The 21,884-nt window shown below is 43.4% G+C and carries 16 protein-coding genes, 1 pseudogene and 1 riboswitch; of the genes and pseudogenes, 11 read left to right on the top strand and 6 right to left on the bottom strand.

Annotated elements, in window-relative coordinates:
• Positions 1-19: 19 nt before the first annotated feature.
• From BS614_RS19640 to BS614_RS19655, 4 genes are read left to right on the top strand one after another with little or no spacing between them, the layout of a single operon-like run.
• Positions 20-934, top strand: a complete 915-nt coding sequence (locus BS614_RS19640) for an ABC transporter permease (protein WP_074095233.1) — start codon at positions 20-22, stop codon at positions 932-934.
• Positions 935-947: 13 nt separating this feature from the next.
• Entirely contained in the window at positions 948-1,841 is an 894-nt protein-coding gene (locus BS614_RS19645) for a carbohydrate ABC transporter permease (RefSeq protein WP_074095234.1), read from the top strand.
• 22 nt (positions 1,842-1,863) lie between these two features.
• On the top strand, positions 1,864-3,492 hold the full coding sequence (locus BS614_RS19650; RefSeq protein ID WP_074095235.1) for a glycoside hydrolase family 13 protein: 1,629 nt from the start codon (positions 1,864-1,866) through the stop codon (positions 3,490-3,492).
• 52 nt (positions 3,493-3,544) lie between these two features.
• Entirely contained in the window at positions 3,545-5,212 is a 1,668-nt protein-coding gene (locus BS614_RS19655) for a glycoside hydrolase family 13 protein (RefSeq protein WP_074095236.1), read from the top strand.
• A gap of 96 nt (positions 5,213-5,308) precedes the next feature.
• On the opposite strand, the gene BS614_RS19660 is transcribed toward BS614_RS19655, so the two are convergent.
• The 4 genes from BS614_RS19660 to BS614_RS19675 form a co-directional block, all read right to left on the bottom strand.
• Positions 5,309-5,590 carry a GNAT family N-acetyltransferase gene (locus BS614_RS19660; RefSeq protein ID WP_074095237.1) on the bottom strand — a complete coding sequence of 94 codons (282 nt, stop codon included), beginning with the start codon at positions 5,588-5,590 and terminating at the stop codon, positions 5,309-5,311.
• On the bottom strand, positions 5,583-5,834 hold the full coding sequence (locus BS614_RS19665; protein WP_074095238.1) for a (4Fe-4S)-binding protein: 252 nt from the start codon (positions 5,832-5,834) through the stop codon (positions 5,583-5,585). The genes BS614_RS19660 and BS614_RS19665 overlap by 8 nt, the downstream gene beginning before the upstream one ends.
• A gap of 266 nt (positions 5,835-6,100) precedes the next feature.
• Positions 6,101-7,855, bottom strand: coding sequence for a methyl-accepting chemotaxis protein (locus BS614_RS19670; RefSeq protein ID WP_074095239.1), 1,755 nt, complete (start codon positions 7,853-7,855; stop codon positions 6,101-6,103).
• Positions 7,856-8,141: 286 nt separating this feature from the next.
• Positions 8,142-8,981 (bottom strand): alpha/beta fold hydrolase, encoded by an 840-nt coding sequence (locus tag BS614_RS19675; protein ID WP_074095240.1) that lies wholly within the window; start codon positions 8,979-8,981, stop codon positions 8,142-8,144.
• Between the two features lie 151 nt (positions 8,982-9,132).
• Here BS614_RS19675 and BS614_RS19680 point away from each other — a divergent pair, with 151 nt between their 5' ends.
• Complete coding sequence (locus BS614_RS19680) at positions 9,133-9,996, top strand: LysR family transcriptional regulator (protein ID WP_084174620.1); 864 nt, start codon at positions 9,133-9,135, stop codon at positions 9,994-9,996.
• Positions 9,997-10,013: 17 nt separating this feature from the next.
• Here the strand turns inward: BS614_RS19680 and BS614_RS19685 are convergent, their stop codons facing one another.
• On the bottom strand, positions 10,014-10,418 hold the full coding sequence (locus tag BS614_RS19685) for a VOC family protein (protein ID WP_074095242.1): 405 nt from the start codon (positions 10,416-10,418) through the stop codon (positions 10,014-10,016).
• A 307-nt stretch (positions 10,419-10,725) separates the two neighbouring features.
• Here BS614_RS19685 and BS614_RS19690 point away from each other — a divergent pair, with 307 nt between their 5' ends.
• Positions 10,726-12,465 (top strand): ABC-F family ATP-binding cassette domain-containing protein, encoded by a 1,740-nt coding sequence (locus BS614_RS19690; RefSeq protein WP_074095243.1) that lies wholly within the window; start codon positions 10,726-10,728, stop codon positions 12,463-12,465.
• Positions 12,466-12,535: 70 nt separating this feature from the next.
• On the opposite strand, the gene BS614_RS31950 is transcribed toward BS614_RS19690, so the two are convergent.
• Positions 12,536-12,919 (bottom strand): hypothetical protein, encoded by a 384-nt coding sequence (locus BS614_RS31950; RefSeq protein ID WP_047843165.1) that lies wholly within the window; start codon positions 12,917-12,919, stop codon positions 12,536-12,538.
• Positions 12,920-13,254: 335 nt separating this feature from the next.
• Between BS614_RS31950 and BS614_RS19700 the strand changes: the two genes are divergently transcribed.
• The 5 genes and pseudogenes from BS614_RS19700 (at position 13,255) to tenA (ending at position 21,634) form a co-directional block, all read left to right on the top strand.
• Complete coding sequence (locus BS614_RS19700; RefSeq protein ID WP_074095244.1) at positions 13,255-15,213, top strand: beta-glucoside-specific PTS transporter subunit IIABC; 1,959 nt, start codon at positions 13,255-13,257, stop codon at positions 15,211-15,213.
• Between the two features lie 60 nt (positions 15,214-15,273).
• A complete protein-coding gene (locus tag BS614_RS19705) occupies positions 15,274-16,716 on the top strand; it encodes a glycoside hydrolase family 1 protein (protein ID WP_074095245.1) in 1,443 nt (480 codons plus the stop codon).
• Positions 16,717-16,733: 17 nt separating this feature from the next.
• Complete coding sequence (locus tag BS614_RS19710) at positions 16,734-17,585, top strand: PRD domain-containing protein (RefSeq protein WP_074096915.1); 852 nt, start codon at positions 16,734-16,736, stop codon at positions 17,583-17,585.
• A gap of 296 nt (positions 17,586-17,881) precedes the next feature.
• Positions 17,882-20,554, top strand: a complete 2,673-nt coding sequence (locus BS614_RS19715) for an endo-1,4-beta-xylanase (protein ID WP_074095246.1) — start codon at positions 17,882-17,884, stop codon at positions 20,552-20,554.
• A gap of 205 nt (positions 20,555-20,759) precedes the next feature.
• Positions 20,760-20,857, top strand: a riboswitch (TPP riboswitch).
• 114 nt (positions 20,858-20,971) lie between these two features.
• Positions 20,972-21,634 (top strand): annotated as a pseudogene (gene tenA / locus BS614_RS19720) (thiaminase II).
• The last annotated feature ends 250 nt before the right edge of the window (positions 21,635-21,884 follow it).

The following is a 21,884-nucleotide window of genomic DNA, read 5'->3' on the forward strand; positions in this document are numbered from 1 at the left end:
TCAGAAAAGGGGTTCATCCATGAAACAGGGGAAATGGAAAGCGAGAGGGCGGCTCGGCCCAGGTGCCATGTACCATATGATGATGCTTCCGGGCATTTTGTTTTTGCTTGTATTCAGCTATGTTCCAATGGTCGGCATCATTACGGCGTTCCAGGATTATATACCGGCTAAGGGCATGTTCGGCTCCGAATTTGTAGGCCTGAAGCATTTTATGTATATGTTCAAGCTTCCGGATATCGCGCAGGTCGTCAGCAATACGTTGGTGATTGCGATTGGCAAGATTCTGCTCGGAACGATGATGGCCATCATTTTTTCCGTTTTATTAAATGAAATTCGTATTAAATACGTTAAAAAATCTGTGCAGACGATTGTTTATCTGCCACACTTTCTATCCTGGGTTGTACTGGCATCCGTTGTTGTCAACATGTTCAGTTTGGATGGCATTGTGAATCAAATGTTGGCTTTCTTTGGCCTCGAAAATATTAATTTCCTTGGCAGCAACACCTGGTTCCAGCCACTGATTATAGGAACAGACGTATGGAAAGAGTTTGGTTACAGTTCCATCGTCTATCTGGCTGCGATTACATCGATTGATCCCGGTCTGTATGAAGCCGCAGGAATGGATGGAGCCAGTTGGTGGAGAAAAGTCTGGCATATTACGCTGCCGGGCATGCTCCCTATCATTCTGCTCATGGGCGTAATGAGCTTGACCAACATTTTGAGCGCCGGTTTCGATCAAGTCTATAATCTGTATAACCCGGTTGTTTATGAGTCTGGCGACATTCTGGATACTTATGTCTATCGGATCGGTCTCGTTGGGCGACAGTATAGCTTCGGTACAGCTGTTGGTTTGTTCAAGTCCGTAATCGGTATTGTTTTGCTCATGTCTGCCAACCAGTTGGCCAAAAAATATACGGATCGAAAAATATTCTAAGGAGGCCAAACCTGTGTCCTATTCTGCAAACTTAAAAGATCGAATTGGCCGGTTTGTCATCTATGCCATCGTTCTCATGCTGGCATTGGTCTGCCTTCTTCCGTTATGGAATATCGTTGCCATTTCATTCAGCAGCAGCGAGGCGGTATCCGCCAACGCAGTAGGTCTCGTTCCAGTTAATTTCACAACAGCAGCGTATACCAAAATTATCGAAGATGCACAGTTCTGGCGTTCCTTTGGCATATCTGTTCTACGTGTCGCACTTACCCTTGTGCTTAACATGATTTTGATTATTTTGATGGCTTATCCGCTATCCAAATCGAAAAGGGACTTCAAAGGCAGAAACATTTATATGAATATCATGATTTTTGCCATGTTGTTCAGCGGAGGCATGATTCCGAGTTACCTGCTGATCAAAAACCTGGATATGCTGAATACGATATGGGCACTCGTTCTGCCAGGCGCTGTCCCCATATTCAGTGTCATTCTCGTGATGAATTTCTTCTCCGCTGTACCTAAAGCGCTTGAAGAAGCAGCATTCATCGATGGGGCCAATCCGCTCCAGGTCTTGTTCAAAGTGTATGTTCCCGTATCCATTCCTGCACTGGCGACAGTCGCCTTATTCAGTATCGTGGGTACGTGGAATGACTTTTTCGGCGGGTTGATCTATATGACCAAAGTGAGTAATTATCCGCTAATGACCTATATTCAGTCCCTTAACGTGAATATTGCTGATTTGCTTCAAGCGGGCACAAATTCCAGCGAACTCAGTAACCTGACTGAAATTTCGAATAAAAACCTGAACGCAGCCAAAATCGTAGTTGCTGTTATCCCGCTATTGCTGATTTACCCGCTGCTGCAAAAATACTTTGTGACTGGCATTGTCGTAGGATCGGTCAAAGAATAGCCTTAGAAAGGTTGAATGGAACATGGAAAATAAAAAATGGTGGAAAGAAACCGTTGTATATCAGATATATCCACGCAGCTTTCAAGATCGTAACGGTGATGGAATCGGAGACTTGGAGGGCATTGTGTCCCGATTGGATTATTTGCAGGAACTCGGCATTGGTGCGATCTGGTTATCACCCGTTTGCAAGTCTCCTCAAGATGATTACGGATATGATATTTCAGATTATCAGGACATCGATCCGATGTTTGGGTCTTTGGAAGATATGGAAACATTAATTCTTGAAGCCAAGAAACGAGACATTCGGATCATCATGGATTTGGTGTTGAACCATACATCGGATGAACACCCCTGGTTTCTAGAAGCCAAAAAAGGTAAAGATAATCCGTACCATGACTACTACATCTGGAGAGATGGCGTTGATGGAACGCCCCCAAACGACTTGGGGTCCACCTTCGGTGGTTCAGCCTGGGAATGGGTGCCTGAGATCGGGCAATATTATTTGCATCTATTTTCCGTAAAACAGCCCGATCTCAACTGGGAAAACCCCAAAGTCCGGCAGGAGATATATAACATGATTAATTGGTGGATCGACAAGGGTGTGGGTGGTTTTCGCCTTGACGTAATCGACTTAATCGGTAAAGAACCGGATTTGAAGATTACGGGAAACGGACCTAATCTGCATCAATATATCAGGGAACTGAGCAAGGAGACGTTTCAAAAAGCAGAAGACCTGCTAACCGTTGGAGAAACATGGGGCGCCACTCCGGAAATCGCCAAACTGTACAGTAATCCAGACGGAAGTGAGTTTTCAATGGTCTTCCAATTTGAACACATCAGCTTGGATGAACAGGAAGGCAAAGGAAAGTGGGATCTTAAACCTTTGGATGTGATGGCATTAAAAACAGTGCTGTCCAAGTGGCAAACTGAGCTCAAAGGTGATGCCTGGAACAGTCTGTTCTGGAACAACCATGACTTGCCTCGTATCGTTTCACGTTGGGGAAATGATGGAGAATTCAGAGTTGAATCGGCTAAAATGTTGGCTACCCTTCTTCATGGCATGCAAGGTACGCCTTACATATATCAGGGCGAAGAGCTGGGTATGACGAATATTCAATATTCGATCGAGGATTATCGGGATATTGAGTTGCTTAACTTTTATAAGGAAAGAATGGATAAAGGTTATCCTGAACAAAGCGTGATGGAGTCGATCTACGCCAAGGGCCGCGATAATGCACGCACACCTATGCAATGGGATACTTCCGATAACTCGGGTTTTACACAAGGGGAACCTTGGATTAAGGTGAATCCAAATTATAAGCATATCCATGCCGAGGAAAGTTTGAATAATCCCGAATCCATATTTCATTATTACCGGAAGTTAATCCAATTACGAAAAGATCACGAAGTCATCGTATATGGTGATTATGAGCTGATCTTTCCAGAGAACCCCGACGTGTTTGCATATACCCGAACGCTGAATGGTACGACAATTCTTGTGGTATGCAATTTCCAGGGATATACGACAGAACTTTCGCTTCAGGAGCAATTGACAGAGACGAATCAGCTACTGATATCCAATTATACAGGCGAACTATTGAAGAACAAATTACGTCCATATGAAGCAAGAATGTACCTTATCCATAATTAAAGCATAATACGTTATATAATGTTCAGTTCTCAAGAAAGAAGGATTATATTCAATGAAAAGAGTATGGTGGAAAGAAGCAGTAGCTTATCAAATCTATCCGAGAAGTTTTATGGATTCCAACGGAGATGGAGTTGGTGACATCCAGGGGATCATATCTAAACTGGATTATATTCAAGATCTCGGTATTGATCTGATATGGATCTGTCCAATGTATAAGTCCCCTAACGACGATAATGGTTATGACATCAGCGATTACTGTTCCATTATGGATGAATTCGGCACGATGGCGGACTTTGATCAATTACTGAATGAAGTTCATCTTCGCGGCATGAAACTCATTATGGACTTGGTGATCAATCATACAAGTGACGAACACCCGTGGTTTATTGAATCCAGAGCTTCACTGGATAACCCCAAACGAGATTGGTACATCTGGAGAGATGGGAAGAATGGAGAGGAACCAAATAACTGGGAGAGCATCTTTGGCGGTTCTGCTTGGGAATATGATGAAGTCTCCGGACAATACTATCTCCATCTGTTCTCCAAGAAACAACCAGACTTGAATTGGGCAAATCAGGAAGTTCGGAAATCCATATATGAAATGATGAACTGGTGGCTAGATAAAGGGATTGATGGTTTCCGTGTGGATGCAATCAGCCATATTCACAAAGAAGAGGGTCTCTTGGATATGCCAATCCGAGAAGGCGTCAAGTACGTCTCTTCATTTGAAAAGCATATGAATGTCAAGGGAATCCAGAGTTATCTGCAAGAAATGAAAGAGAATACATTATCCAGATATGACGTCGTGACTGTTGGGGAAGCAAATGGAGTTAAGGTCGAGGACCAAGAAGATCTGCTGGATTGGATCTGTGAAGTCAGAGGGAAATTTAATATGGTCTTTCAATTCGAACACCTGGATCTTTGGAAAAATAGCACAGACAGGCAACTGGATGTTCCCAAATTGAAAAACGTCTTGACGAAGTGGCAAAAATCACTGGAAGGCGTCGGCTGGAATGCTTTATTTATTGAAAATCACGATCAGCCTCGCAAAGTTTCATCTTGGGGAAATGATACGGAGTATTGGTATGAAAGTGCCACAGCACTTGGAGCCATGTACTTTTTCATGCAAGGCACTCCATTCATATATCAGGGGCAAGAGATAGGCATGACAAACGTGGCTTACCCTTCGATAGAGGATTATAACGACATAGCCGATCGGAATTTATATCAGATCAAACGCGAAGAGGGGATGTCGCATGAGGAGATCATGAACATCATCTGGGCTTCGAGTCGCGATAACTCCAGAACGCCGATGCAATGGTCTTCGGCCAAAGAGGCCGGGTTTACCAGCGGTACGCCATGGCTGAAGGTGAATGATAATTACATCCATATTAATGTAGAGAAACAACTCCAGGAACCAGGTTCCATCCTTCACTTTTATAAAAAAATGATTCAGCTGCGAAAAGAGCACGATACGTTGACTTATGGTATTTATGAGCTTCTTATGCCGGATCATCCGAGTATATATGCATATACACGTACACTGGCAGACGAACAGGTGCTGGTAGTAATCAACCTTACTGAACACATCGTGGAGCTTGAGGAAGATGAGCTTGGCCTCAACTTTTCAGAGATCTGGCTTACCAACTATGAGAATGGCTTGCTGCCACTGGTGTTGCGACCGTTCGAAACCATGGTTGGTTTAAGCGATAAAGTATAAGTAGGATACGTAAAAAGGCGTCTATATCATGGTCTGAATGATATAGACGCCTTTTATTGTTGTGTAACCATATAAAATCAGCTGCGAATATTCGCTTTATTGATGGAGAACATCCGCGTATTCAGAGATACGTTCGAAACGTCCCTTGGCAAACGGGCATAAAGGTAAAATTTTAATACCGTTTTCCCGCGCGTGTTCCACCATCGCTTTGATAAGTTCATCGCCAAGCCCTTGTCCTCGGTAAGCATTTTCCACCAAAGTGTGATCAATGATGTATAGCTCTGGACTCGAGATTACATAGGTCATCACCGCAGCAATGTCACCGTTATCTTGAATAAGGAATCTTTTATTGGCAGGTTCATGTTCTACGTTATGCATGTTCATCCTCTTTCTTTGTTAAGTATTCATCGTTCAGAAGCTTATACGTCAATGCTCCGCTTGGACATGTGTCAATATGCCGGGCAATGGCCTCCGAAGTGTCACCATCAGGATCAACCCAAGGACGCTTGCTCAAATCAAAAACAGCAGGGAGGCCCTTTACGCAAATACCGGAATGAATGCAGACATCCGAATTAAACATAACCTCGATATCTTTACCGTAGTATAACTTCTCTTTACTCATAATTCCTCACATCTTTCACTGTTGAGTTTGAGATTGTTTACAGATCGATATCCCAATCATCCATGGTAAGTCATGTCTGCCAGGCTCTTAATGTCCGAATTATAAATGAGGAATCGTTAATAAGTCAACGTGATATAGGACAAGAACACGGTCATTCTATGTGCTGATCATAACCCTGAGTCCTCCGAAAAATTAACGCTCCAAGAAAGTTATATTCTGGCGATTCTAAGTTGTCATCTAACAACACCCTTAGTGAGATTGGGAACTTATTTAGTGACTTCGATCTGAAATTGATCGGAATATGATTTGAGGTTGCCTGCAAGACCGGCGAGTTCCCCGGAGATGTTCGACAGTTCGCTTGCCGATCGCTGCTGCTCCACAGCACTAGCCGTGACTTCTTCGGCCATGGCTGAAGTTTCCTCGGTTGCGGAAGCAATATAACTGAGATTCTGTTCCAACTCCTGACGAATAGAGTGCATATCCATCGTCCGGCTGTCTAAACTCTGAGCCAACTCATGCACTTCGGTCGATAAGCGGCTAACCTGTCCAAATGCCTGGAGACAATCAGCGATTTGTTTCTCCTGTTCCTTAACAGCTACCATATTCGCATCAAAATGATTGCCCATCCGATGTATCTCTTGAACAAATGAACCCAGGATCTCATCAATCTCCTGGATCGAACGTTCGGATTGTTGAGCGAGCTGTCCCATTTCACCTGCAACGACTGCAAAGCCTTTACCCGCTTCTCCAGCTCGGGCCGCTTCAATTGAAGCATTCAGGGATAGAATTTGAGTTTGTTTTAAAATGTTGTGAATTTGACCGCTAATAGAGGAGGCGAGTTCGGATTGAGTCGTCAGAGACCTGGAAATATCCTGTTGATGCTCAACACGCTTGGCATTCTCTCGACCCTTCTCAAGCAGAACCTCATGTTCACGTGTAACTTGTACTTGAACAGAAGATAGCTGCTCTGAAGTATAAGTAAACTGTTTCACATATGAACCTACTTCATCCATTATTTTGCCGAGACTCTCTGAATGCTGGACGGAATGTTCTGTCTCTTCAGCCTGTTTCATTGAACCTATGGCAATCTCCTCAATTGCTCTGGAAAGTTCTTCGCTCTGACGCTGGTTTGTCTGAGCGGTTTCCGAAATATCTTTTGATGACTGCTGTAACGTATTTGATCCTTGCTGTATTCCCATCAGAATGTTCGTCAATTGGGCAACCATGATGTTAATCAAATCACTGATGTCACCGAGTTGATCATTGGACATATGTGTGGATACGACTGTAAGATTCCCATCAGCAACCTGTTCGAGGCTTGACTTAATATCGCGTACTTGTCTGAGAATGCCTCTAACTACGAATAACATCATGACCAAAGAAAGAATCAGTACAACCATAAAAATCGGGATAATCGTCTGATAAGCATTATTCACAGATGTCGCGGAGACTTGATTCACTGCTTCAGCAGAAATATCAATGCCCAGATAGCCAATGACAGTACCTTGCGAATCCTTGATTGGTGTAAAGGAGGACAATAGCTGGCCCCAGGTTGGATCGTCTACAATGCCTGTTGTGACGACTTCACCGCGTAATAAACGTTCCTGAATCTGGGGATTAAATTCCATTGCAGTTCCGTAAGGGCTATATTCCGTATCGTCCCAATTCGCTCCATCTACGGTGTAGATCCACCCGTCCGAAGTTTTGTTATACATATAAACATACAAGGCTCCCGATTGAAGCCTAACTTTAACGAGTTCGTCCCTAAGACTTTTATATTCGTTGCTCTCCTCTGAAGCAGTAGAAGATAATGTCTTAATTAATTCCGACTCCTGACCTAGTTGAGAGGCGGTATTCACAGCCAGCTTCTGATTGTTATGCTGCATGGTCATTAATGATGCATTTTCACTGGAGTCGATGGTGCTCCATATGATTAGACCGCCCATGGCCAGTAGCGGAACCAGAATAATCAAATACAGTTTAAACCTTAAATCCATCTTTTTTTTGCGAGTCTGTCTCACGTTCGGTTCCCCCTTGGATGTAATAAAGAAAATATGGTTATTTGTATAACCCCATACTATTTATCGTAAAATTGAAGAGGGAAATGAAGACTAACACTAAATTTGTATATACATATACGTATACGCAGGAGAATATGATCATTTGTGGTGCAAGTGCACCAAACCGAATGTAGAAGTTACGTCTTGCATCAAGAAACGTTGTCATTAACCAAAAAAGCTCCACCAGCTTTATGCCAGTGGAACGCTTAATTTTCTCTAAGATATTCTGTTCAATATACAAACCTACTCATGGATGTTCATTGCAGAAACGGTCGATATAATCTGAACATTGCCCCGGCTCATCTTCCATTACGAAATGACCAGCTTTGGGAATGACATGTAGGCAGGCATGGGGAATATCCTGGACAAGCCTCTTTGCATAAGCGAGGGGCTGCCATTCATCTTCCTCGCCCCATAAAATTTGAATGGGAACCTTCAGCTTGGGTAAATCTGTTCCATAGGATTCAGTATATTTTGCATTATAGTGAGCTACCTGATGGGAGAAAAAAGAGGCTTTCCCCAGTGAACCTGCATGGGGTTCCAGATATGCATCCAGTGTATCGCCAGTCATAAGCTCTTTATTATACACTGCCATGGGTAATTGTTTCTTTAGCATGTTATCAAAATCAGTACGAGACATTCGTTCAACCTGTTCAAGCTGTTCTTCGATAATTTTCTTCCAGGTTGGTGAGGGCCACGAATCATAGCTGGGCATGTTGAGTAACGTAAGCGATTGTACACGCTCAGGTTGTTCCTGAGCCAGTTGGAGGCCAACAATTCCACCTAGATCGTGGGCTGCGACATGTAAACGATCCATTCCGAGTTCGTCTAAAAGTTGACTAAAAAGCGTATATTGTGCTGCCACAGAAGTATCTGCTTCGAGTGGTCTTTCGGATGCTCCATATCCAAGAAGGTCATGAACGTAGACTTTGTACCCTTTTTGAACCAGGGAGGGTATTACTTTTCTCCATTCATAACTATAAGAGGGTGTTCCGTGAAGGAGCCATATGGGAGAGCCTTCTCCATATTGTTCATAAGCGATTCGATATCCATTAATCAAGATGGATGACGTTGCTGCTGTTTGCATAGTGATTACTCCCTTCCATAAACGATTGAGATTAAAAATGAAATGGGCTCTTAATGAGCTACATTGAATATAAACGATTGCTTTCCATTAGTGAAATTGATAGTTTATATGTAAACGATCAGTTTTAATGATGTTAAAAAGAAGGGAGCCAATGATGGAAATACGTCATTTGGTCACATTTATTACAATTGTGGAACACGAGGGATTTACCAAAGCTGCTGAGCATCTTGGATACGCACAATCTACAATTACATTGCATATCAAGGCATTGGAAGAGGAGATTAACTATCCTTTATTTGATCGAATTGGTAAGCGGGTTATTTTAACGGAGACTGGGAAAACATTGTTGCCACATGCCCAAAAAATGCTTGATCTGTATCAGTTGATTAAAGAAGTGACTGCTGCACAAGGGGAATTAACGGGTAATATCGTGATCAGTATTGGGGAAACGTTATTGATCTATCGTTTTCCTCCTATTATTGAAGAGTTCAAAAAATTGCATCCCCATGTCAATATCGAATGGCACCAATTAGATTCCGTACATTATAAAGAGAATTTGATGCAAGGTAAAAGTGATATTTCCTTCATGTTGGGGACAGAGGTGCATGATCCCAATCTGTACAGTGAGAAATTGGCTGAGGAACCCATGATGCTGTTGTATCCCAATTCATTTGAGCTACAACGGGACATTGTGCGAAGCAATTTACTTTTTACCGAAAGAGGTTGCGGTTATCGCACATTGTTTGAACAATGCATTGAGGAGTATCAGATTGGGATTACTTCCAATATTGAATTCTGGAGTATTGAAGCTGTGAAACAGTCAATATTGAGCGGTATGGGTATATCTTTGTTACCTCGAATTACGGTAGAGAAGGAGCTGAAGGAAGAAAAACTTTCAGGTCAGCAGTACAAACAAAATCTAGCTACGCAGTTGCTGTATCCCAAAAACAAGTGGATCTCTCCCCAAGTAGAAGCATTTATTGAGATCGTTAGAAAGCATGCCTCCCTATGGTAGCTCATTTCAACTGTCCTTTATAGCCTACCACTGAACCGTTGGATTGCTTCCTCGGTCACCGGCGTGAAGAGATTAACCAGATTACCGTCAGGATCGCGAAACAGCACAGCACGATTCCCCCACGGCATTGTGGTAGGTTCCTTTACCCACTCATCGACAAACGGCTTCAAGCGCTCGTATTCAGCATCGACATCGTGGACGTGGAACTCAATAATGACAGTACGATTGTTGGCCGCCACAGCGGAACCAGTGCCAAACAGTTGCACCGTCTGGGAGTGGCCGATCGCTATAGTGCACGATGGCATAACGAGTTCGGCAAAGACAGGTGCATGGCGTTTTGCTGAAACACCCGTAATTTTCTCATAGAACTCGACGAGACGATCCACGTCATCAGTAATGATTCGCACAGAAGCAAAATTCACGAGATATCATCCTTCCTATAATAAGTAATACATTTTGGACCAAAAACACTTCGCATTTACTTTTACTCCTTTACAATTGCTTACTCCAACTATACAAAAACACTACTGACAACGGTATGTCAGTAGTGTTTTATGAAGTAACCACCGTCCACTAGCCATCATTCTATAGAACGTATTAGAGTTTCAAAGTGAGGGTAAGGGCTAAAAATCAATTGTACTTGGTGGTAAACAGTGTTACTCTAAAAGTCTGTGTTCGACAATATATTTAATATTAGCCACCAATTTAGTTATAAAGAAAGGTAACACTATGATAAAAGTTGAAAACCTATCCTTCTCATTTCCACAAAAGGAACTATATAAAAACATTTCATTTACGTTTGAAGAAGCACAACATTGTGCTTTTATCGGAACAAGCGGCAGTGGGAAAAGTACATTGATCGATATCCTGATGGATCCGGAACGATATTTGTTCGAGGGCAAGTTAGAGATAGACCCCGATTGCAGAATCGGGTATGTGAGTCAGTTTTTGCAAGTAGACAAAACAAAAGATATGACCGTTTTTGAATATATCGCAGAAGAATTCATCAAGATACAAGATGAAATTACAGCGATTTATGCGGAGATGGCCACCACATCGGATATGGATTCCCTGATGGAAAAGCTTCAATTGGCTTTGGATGCCTTCGAAGCGATGGATGGGGACAATTTCGAAAAAAACATCAATAAACAGTTAAACCTTGCCAACCTCATGAAGCTCAAAGATCTTAGTATATCCACAATAAGCGGTGGGGAATTCAAACTTATTCAAGTGATGAAGGAAATGCTGAATCGTCCAGACTTCATGATAATGGACGAACCTGATGTATTTTTAGACTTTGAAAACCTGAACGCGCTTAAAAAATTGATTAACACACACAAGGGAATGTTGCTGGTCGTTACGCACAACCGATATCTGTTGAACCATTGTTTCAACAAAATCATACACCTAGAAAACACAGAGCTCCAAGAGTTTGACGGGCGATATATCGATTACAACTTCTCACTGCTTCAGTCTAAGATCGAACTGCAAGAAATCGCGGTTGCTGAAGCTGAAGAAATTGAGAGATATGATCACATCATCGACAATCTTAGAGAGATCGCCACGTATAATTCGGAAGCCTCCAGAGGCAGAGCGTTAAAAGCCAGAGTCAAGTTTCAAGAGAGATTGGAAGCACGTCGAATAAAAGAGCCATTTGTCGATATCAAACAGCCGAATATCCGTTTTGGGATCGATAAGGAAATGGAAGACACCGTTGTGGTTAACGTCAATAATTATAGCGTTTCCTTTGACGAGTTGCTTTTGGAAAATGTGAACTTTGAGATCAAATCAACAGATAAAGTAGCCCTGATCGGTCCTAACGGTACCGGGAAAACGACTTTACTCCGAGAAATCTTAAAAAATAATCAGGATTCCATTGAAATAAATGCTGATGTTAAAGTGGCCTATTTATCTCAGGTTCAAGGCGAAATGCTAAAAGATTCGAATACCATCCTTAATGAATTCATTGATTCCGGCTTTCAAACGTATGATGAAATTAGATCGTATCTTCCAAACTATGGCTTTGAAGGAGAAATCCTTGATCAAAAGATTGAATCGTTATCTGGCGGAGAAAAAAACATGCTTCAATTGGCTAAAGTTTCTGCCAGTCAGGCCAACGTATTGCTCCTGGATGAACCGACAAGCCATTTAGACATCTATACACAAATCGCATTGGAGAAAGCCATTGAGGACTACAAAGGTGCGATTATCATGATTTCTCATGATTTCTATTCGGTTGTAAATGGTATGGATTATGTTTTAATTATCGAGGACAAAACGATTAGTAAAATGAGTATAGAAGAATTTAGACAGATGATTTATACGAGTCATTTTGATGAAAACTATCTAGAAAATGAACAAAAGAAAAAGTCTGTTGAAATGAAAATTGAATTGGCTTTAAAAGATACTAATTTTGAACTTGCAAAGAGTTTGGTTGATGAGCTGGAAAAGCTGATTAAGTTGCTTTAGACAAGGTGAATATTCCATAAATCTAAATCCCCCTGTATGTGGATTAATCCGCATACAGGGGGATTTACTTCTAGAAACAGCTAAACGAGCTGATTCGCTGCAGATCAATGCCGGTGTATAGCCAGAAGAAGCCATTCCAACGGAAGCCAGCCACCGAATTTCTACCTACAAATACTGGGTACATCCAGAAGCCGGGACCACGATCCGGCCAAATATATGTGTAGCGAAACAGACAGCCGGATATGGCTCTTGGATCTACCGCATATAACGAAGCGGGTTGCTGTGGAATGAATGATGGTGGCGGCCCTGTAGGTGCCTGCACGCCTTGTGGTCCGCCGCCTCCACCCCCGGGGAACGATGGCGGACCAGGAAATCCGCCGGGTCCTCCTGGTCCTCCGGGACCCCCAGGTCCGCCGAACCCTCCACCAGGTCCAAAAGGAGGTAAAAATGTCATATCATATCACTCCTGTTCATTAGTCTAATGTATTGTATGTAGGCAAGTGAGAAGGGGAATGGGTGGAAGCCTATAGAAGGCCGCTAATAATCAAGTCGAATCAAGCAAATTAAATTGCAGAAAAATGTCGAATAAAGTGATTGCTAACTAATTTATTGTGTGATATTATGATCCAGTAAACGTTTACATCGATAACGAATTGAATATTAGCAGTGTTTGGCTGTTACTGGTAAAGCAGGCATGACCAAAATGATTTTGCATTTTCCTTATGTGAGTAGGGGAAGGCATATCGTTTTGGTCTTTTTTATATCCAAATTCAGAAATGAGGCATTCGTATGGATTATCGCAAGTTGGGACAAGAGATAACGGAATTGGTTGGGAAGAAGGATAATATCGCTCGGCTTACGCACTGCGCAACCCGACTTCGGTTCGAACTGCACGACATCTCCAAAGCGGAGACAGAAAAACTTAAAGCACTTCCAGGTGTCATTACCGTTGTGAATAATGGCGGGCAATATCAGGTCGTTGTGGGCAATGAGGTGCAGCAGGTCTACCGTGTTATTACTCAACAGATAGGTTCGGCAACCCGAAGTACGGACTCCAAATCGGTTTCTGGCAAAAATAACGGACCAAAGCAAAAACAGAGCTGGATCTCCAGATTCATCAGCGTGATCTCAACAACATTTACTCCGGTAATTCCGGCAATCATTGGCGCCGGTATGATCAAAGCAATATTAGCCGTACTTGTGCTGACAGGCCTCGTAACGACGGAAAGCCAAAACTACTATATCCTTAATACCATTGCGGACGCGGCTTTTTATTTCATGCCAATTCTGCTGGCTTATGGAGCTTCCATTAAATTTGAAACTAGCCCCATTCTGGCGATGACAGTTGCGGGCGTGTTATTACATCCGGGATGGAGCGCCCTGATGGCGGAAGGAAAAGACGTGTTTTTCATCGGTGTGCCAGTTCGACTAACCGATTACGCGGGCTCCGTGCTGCCAATTATTATCGTCGTTTGGCTCATGTCCTATATTGAACGTTTCGCGGATCGGGTATCGCCCTCGATGATCAAATTTTTCACGAAACCAATGATTGTACTATTGATTACAGCACCACTTGCATTGGTGGCGATTGGGCCTTTCGGAACGTACCTGAATGATCTGGTTGCGATGGGTGCAGAAGCGATTAATGCCAGAGCCAGTTGGCTGATTCCTTTGTTAATGGGAACTTTACAACCATTCCTGATCGTAACAGGTACCGCATGGGCCATGACACCGATTGCAACCAGCCAACTGACCAAAAATGGATATGAAATGATCAATGGTCCAGGAATGCTCGCGTCCAATATTGCTCAAGGTGGGGCCACCCTTGCTGTAGCATTGAAAACAAAAAACAAAAAACTGAAACAGCTCGCTGCTTCATCCGGTTTCACCGCTGTGCTGGGCATCACGGAACCATCCTTGTACGGTGTAACGCTGAAACTGAAGAAACCCTTAATTGCCGCAATGATTGGTGGTGGTGTAGCAGGGATATACGCTGGTCTGACAGGATTAGTACGTTATGCCTTCGTGTCTCCAGGGCTTGCCGCGTTACCTGCATTCATTGGCAGCAATCCGATGAACATCGTTCATGCCATTGTGACTTGTCTGATCGCTTTTATCGTTACCTTTGCTCTGACATGGATCATTGGTTTTGAAGATCCAGTGGACGATGAAGAAGAAGACAATTCCAACGTTAACGATGACAAGACGCTTTCCGGGCAGCCTGTTCAAGACAACAACCCAAACACACAGTCTTCTACAATAACAAATGCAAATGTACCGAGCCAAAATGAATTACGCCCACTTACGATCGCCAGCCCGATGCAAGGGGAATTAGTCCATCTAGACCGTGTACCAGACGATGTCTTCTCTTTGGGATTACTGGGTAAGGGTGCTGCCATTATTCCTGCCAAAGGAGAACTGTATGCACCAATCGCAGGTGAAGTTACGGCTTTCATGGACTCCAAACATGCGGTCAAATTAAATGGTTATGATGGAGAAGAGGTGCTCATTCATATTGGAGTGGATACCGTCAACCTGAAGGGGCGACATTTCAACTCTTCCATTAAAGTAGGGGATCGCGTACAACGGGGTGACTTGTTGATCCGCTTTGATATCGACGCCATCAAGGCGGAAGGATATGAAGTCATTACCCCGATCATTATCGCCAATTCGGATCGTTTCCCGGACATTAAGCTGGAGAAGCAGAGTCCTGTGGAGGTTGGAGCGACCATTATCCACCTTTCGTAACAACCGTAATATGGTCCGTCATATATCATGATCAACATTTAAAATGAAGGAGTGCTTGAGATGTTATATCAACAGATCAAACCATTCCCCAATGAATTTCTGTGGGGAGGCTCTACCTCGGCCTATCAAGTGGAGGGAGCCTGGAACGAAGATGGCAAAGGCCTGTCCGTCATCGATATGTGTGATCATCCGGCTGGAACTGCCGATTTCACAGTTGCTAGCGATCACTATCACCGATTCAGAGAAGATGTGAAGCTTTTTGCAGAGCTGGGCCTCAAAGCATATCGTTTTTCAATTGCATGGACTCGAATCTTGCCTTCAGGCACAGGGGCTGTTAATGAGAAGGGACTCGATTTTTATCACCAATTAATTGACGAATTGCTGCTCCATGGTATTAAGCCCATTGTGACCATGTACCATTTCGACTTACCCTACGAGCTTGAGAAAACCGGAGGATGGAACAACCGGGGGACGATCGATGCCTTCGTCGAGTATGGGCGTATCTTGTTTGAGCATTACGGGCATAAAGTGAAATATTGGTTGACCATTAATGAGCAAAATACGATGATTCTCCATCCAGGTGCTATTGGTACACCAAAAGGCGGACGCCTGCCTTCCAGTAAGGAACTGTATCAGCAAAATCATCACATGTTTGTAGCTCAAGGCAGAACGATGCGACTATTTCATGATATGCTCCCGCAAGGTAAGATCGGTCCTGCTTTAAACATGACTTCCATGTACCAGGCAACCTCCAGACCAGCCGATGCAGTCGCTGCACATAACTGGGAGACGATTCGTGGATGGGGTTTTCTCGACTTATCGGTGTGGGGACGGTATAATCCATTATTCTGGAGTTATTTACAGGAACGCGGCATCGAGCCGATTATTGAGCAGGGTGACATGGAAGATATCCAGTCTGGCCGCCCCGATCTGGTAGCAATCAACTACTACTCGACGGCAACCATTGCCGCCAGTATGGGCGATGCGTCCGATGTTACAGCTCGTGCGGGTGATCAGCAAATTATGCTTGGCGAGCAGGGAGTATACCGGGCGGCGGAGAATCCTTATACGGAAAAAACGAAATATGGCTGGGTCATTGACCCGGTTGGCCTAAGGCTAACATTGCGTAAGGTATGTGAACGATATGGTCTCCCTATTCTAATTACGGAAAATGGCATTGGAGCCCCGGATGTACTTGAGGCAGATAACACCATTAACGATACGTACCGGATTGATTTTATCGAGAAACATCTGGAACAGATCAGACTGGCTCTAACGGATGGAGTGGATGTGATTGGTTATTGCCCTTGGTCCGTTATTGACGTGGTAAGCACACATCAGGGGTATGGGAAACGTTATGGAATGATCTATGTAAACCGCGGTGAACAGGATTTGAAAGACTTGAAGCGTTTGAAGAAGAAAAGCTTCTCGTGGTATCAAGAGGTCATTAAACAGAATGGCAGATGTATCGGAAATTCGGATCAGGCGGTCACGAAAGAATAAAGGATCGTGATGAATGCATGAGAGTAATCAAAATATTAAATAACAGCTTGCTTCTGATCAAAGATGAACAGGGGCAAGAGATGATTGTCATGGGAAAAGGATTGGCATTCAAAGGCAAAGTCGGCGAGCGACTCGATGAGGAGCACATCCAGAAACGATTCATTCTGCAAAATAATCCGTCTGCCCAGGCTTACGTACGAACCATCGAAAACATGCCAGAAAAACATGTGAATGTCATAAACAAACTGATTAACAATGCAAAAGAAAAGCTGTCTCTTGACGATCAAATCTTCTTCACGCTTATGGATCACTTGTCATTTGCCATTGAACGATGGAAAAAAGGTGTAGCATTACAGAATCGCATGTTATGGGAGATCCAGAGGTTTCATCCTGTCGAGTTCGAACTGGGGGTTGAAGCTGTTCAGATGCTGAATCTAGAATTGGGTATTGAACTGCCGGAAGAAGAAGCAGGGAATATCGCTTTTCATTTTGTGAATGCCCAAACGCATGAACAGAATATGGAGCGCACGATGCAATCCGTTAAGATGTTAAAGGATATTTTTAACCTGATTCAATACACCTTTGATATGCAATTGAACAAAAATTCTATCCATTATGTGAGACTTGTCACACATCTGCAATTCTTCATCCAGCGTTTACAAGAAGGGCGTCTGGGCAATTCGGCGAAAGATTTTATATTTCAACACATGGTGAAGGAGCACCCGCTTGAATATAAGTGTGCGGAGATGATCAAAACCTACGTACAAAATATGCTGGATATCTCCATATCGAACGAGGAATTATTATATTTGATGATTCACATTGCTCGAATTGTGCAGGAGGAACAGGGTCACGAGGGACGATTATAAAAAAAAGTTTATATGCCTGTTAGCAGACAGGAAAAAAGATACTTTCTAACGATGACCGTTTTCTCGTATTTTATCGGGAAACGGTCTTTTATTTTTGCAAATATGTAGCGGCTTTTTGATATTTCATGCGAACGAACTCCAGCTTCCTAAACTCACATGAGATTACCAAATGATAACTTTTTATTATAATTATTGGAAATTTGTTATATGTAAGCGCTATCCAAAGAGCTATAATCTATTTATCTGGATGTTAATCCGTTCAGAAATACTTAGACCAAATCAAGAGGAGGAATTGTATGAGACGGTTAGGTCAATGGAATATAACAGCCTTGGTTCTTGTGCTGGTACTCGCCATGCTTCCATTTTCGAATGTCTCACATGCAGCCAAGGCAGTTACGGAAGTGGAGGGAGGTCATTTGAGCACAAACTTTGAAGACGGTACACTTCAGGGATGGACTCCACGTGTCGGTAGCGAAAGGCTGACAGTGACACAGCAGGAAGCAAACGAAAGTCAGTCCAGCATGCTGGTTGCCAACCGTGAGCGTTCCTATCATGGACCGATGTTATCCATGAAGGATCTGCTTGAGCGTAACCAAGAGTATGAAATTACAGCATATGTAAGACTTACCCAGGAGCCCACCACGGATCAAACACTACAGCTCACCACATATAAAAAAACAACTGCCGAAAGCTGGAACCCGATCGGTAGCGTGAAGATTTCCAAAGCAGAATGGAATACATGGCACAAGATCACCGGAAAATTTCAATATAGCGATAATCCTACGGAATTGAATCTGTTCATCGAAACACCCTACATCTCTGAAGATAGCGTGGATACGTTATCGTTCTATGTGGATGATGTATCATTTACTCTGGCCGAGCAACTGGAGATTGAAGAAGGTATTCGGTCTCTGGAGGACCTGTATCAAGATGATTTCCCCATTGGTGCAGCGGTGTATCGCTGGCAGTTGGAAGGCGCATATGGACAACTGCTCACAAAGCACTTTAACAGCTTGACCGCAACCTATGAGATGAAACCGAAGTACATGTCTCCTTCCGAAGGTGTTTATGAGTTCGAGGCAGCCGATCAATATGTTCAGTTCGCCGAGGAACATGGTATGGGCGTACGCGCACATGCCTTGTTGTGGCATATTGATGCAGCAGAGTGGATGTTCAAGGATCCTCAGGGTAACCCTGCGAGTCGAGAATTACTGCTTGCCCGGATTCAGGATTACGTTGAAACCGTCATGACCCGATACAAAGGTAAGATCTATGCCTGGGATGTGGTAAACGAGGCGATTGCGGATAGCAATGGTGATGCCAACGGTTTACGTAAAAGTCCCTTTTATGAACTAATCGGTCCGGATTACATTGAGAAAACCTATGAATTCGCTCGTGCAGCCGATCCGAATGCCAAATTATATTACAACGAATACTTCACGGAAATCCCTGAGAAAAGAGAGCATATGTATCAGTTGGTCAAACGACTGAAAGAGAAGGGGCTCATCGATGGTGTGGGTTTGCAATCCCACTATAACCTCGAATCCCCGCCCATCAAGGAAATTGAAAAAACGATCAACATGTTCGCCGAACTTGGATTGGATATTCAGATCACGGAACTGGATGTGGATAGCGGAATTCCATTTGGTGAAGAGATGTCCGATGAAGTTGCGGTAAAGCAGGCGTATCGATATAAGGAACTGTTGGATTTGTACAAAAAACACAAAGATCACATTTCTTCAGTTACCTTATGGGGACTCCAAGATGAGAAGTCTTACAACAACCAGGCCATGCTGTTTGATTCAGCCCTGAAGGCCAAAAAAGCATACTGGGGACTCGTGGATGAATCCAGCTTGCCTGTGTTGACACAGAGAGCCGTCTCACTTTCGGGTAAACCGGATATCAAAAAACAGTCACAAGATCCTCTCTGGAACAAAGCGGTGTCTACTCCACTGAAGGGTGACTCTTCGGGATCAGCCAATTTCCGCACCTTATGGGATTATAGTAACCTGTATATCCTTGTGGATGTTCAGGATGCGAAGGCAGATGTGAATGACGGAGTAGAACTCTTTGTTGATCTCAATAATGGCAAGACCACCTCATATGAAGCAGATGACCGATACATTATCATTAAGCGGTCGGGCAAAGCTGAGGGTGCGGAGCGACGTTCATATCGTGTACGCGAGACAAAAGCCGGATATCAGGTTGAATTGTCCATTCCATGGGGTGGTATCCAAGCCGATTCAGAATATGAAGTTGGCTTGGACATCCGTGTGACTGATGGCGGTTCAAGTGGGACACAACCTTATAATCCACTGTACTGGAATGATCGAACACAATCTCAGGAGCAAGATACAAGCAAATACGGCGTAATTCAACTCGCCCCTATGCCCAAATATGCACAAGCTGTGCAAGGGATTGTTCAGATTGATGGGAAGAAAGACGCCCTATGGAATAAGGCTGTACCATTTGAAGTAAAACGGTTGAATGAGACCGAAGGTGCAGAGGCAGTGGCTCGCGCAATGTGGTCAGGTGAGTATCTATACCTGCTGATCGACGTCACTGATCCAAACATCATTACAGACAGCATCAACCCATGGGATCAGGATTCGGTTGAGATTTTCCTGGACGAGAATCACCAGCGCACACCATATTTTCAATATGATGATGCCCAGTTCAGAATCAGTGCAGACAATGTGGGAACCTTTGCAGGGGGAGCCTCACCCGGACGCCTTGTAAGTGCTGTGAAGAAAACGAATAAAGGATACCTCGTAGAAGCCAGAATCCAGTTGAATTCACTGACGCCAAAGGCTGGAAATGTTCTCGGTTTCGAGCTTCAAATTAACGACAACCAGGGCGGAGGTAAGCAGAGCGTAGCCAAGTGGAATGATGCGACCAATGAAAGCTGGAGAAACACTTCCCAGTACGGAATACTCACTTTTGTCGGAAAGAACAAACTCGGGCAGTAAACCATCGGCAGTAATTGTAAGAATAGAAACCATCATAACAGTGGCTAAAACTCAACCATTGTTGTGATGGTTTTTTGTCGTTTACATACATCACTCAAGCTGATGAGGGCGATACAATCTGCCTTGACTATATTTAACAGCCCTTGATATACTAAATAGATGTTATTTTTTCTTTATGCGGATAAGAAAGTAATCAACTACATACAACCGTTTGCGAGGGAGCCTTAACCGGCTGAGAGGGTGTTAAACCGACCTTACCTGATTTGGATCATGCCAACGTAGGGATGCAACGATGAAACACTGCACTTGGGTAGCTTATGCGAACCCCCTTGTTTTTGTGTATTTGTCTGCGAAACATCCTATGGATGTTTCGTTTTTTTGTTTTTAAATACGTACATTGATGAACTGGAGGAACACATGTTGACTATTTCAGAGAGATTATATCAGGCAGCGCAGCCCGTGTGGAAGGAATGTCTCGAGCATCCCTTTGTTAAAGGAATCGGAGATGGTTCCTTACCGGTCGAACAATTTCGTTATTATTTGCTGCAAGACTACTTTTACCTGTTCGATTATGCCCGCGTATTTGCACTAGGTATCGTCAAGTCGCACGACCCCAAATTGATGCAGTTTTTTAGTAAAAACGTAGATAACATCCTGAATGGTGAAATGAAAATTCATCGTTCTTATATGGAGCGATTAGGAATAACAGAGGATCATGTTTTTTAGGTAAAACCTGCACTGAAAAATGCAGCCTATACTAATTATATGCTCTCTGTTTCCCATGCGGGTGGCATAGCAGAAGTACTTGTATCCATTCTGGCCTGCTCATGGAGCTATGCGGAGATCGGTCAAGTCCTTGCTCAAAAGCCGGGTGCAGCTGAGCATCCCTTTTATGGAGAGTGGATCACAGGATATGCTTCCTCTGAATACAACAGCAGCAATCAATCCCTTGTGACGTTAACGGATAAGCTATTAGAAGGCTGTAGCGAGGAAACATACCAACGGATGGAAGATATTTTCGTGATGTGCAGCCGCTTTGAGCTTGATTTTTGGGAGATGTCATGGAGGCTGGAGCCTTAAGTTCACTGGTAGTTAATCCAATTAGAGAGTAGCGTCCATAAACAGGATGTTGCTCTCTTTTTCTATATCCGTTGTGCAAAACAGCCTGCCATGTTTATTTTTATTGCCGGCATATCTATCGCTTCTATAGGCAGAATGCTTGATGGGAGTAATCCGAGCTTTTCGTTTGTTATTTTTGTGTCTCATTCAGATTCATTTAAGAATTGCAATTTATGATAATTACATGCGAAAAGATACAACAACAATAATA

The organism is Paenibacillus xylanexedens (assembly GCF_001908275.1).
GTDB classification, from domain to species: domain Bacteria; phylum Bacillota; class Bacilli; order Paenibacillales; family Paenibacillaceae; genus Paenibacillus; species Paenibacillus xylanexedens_A.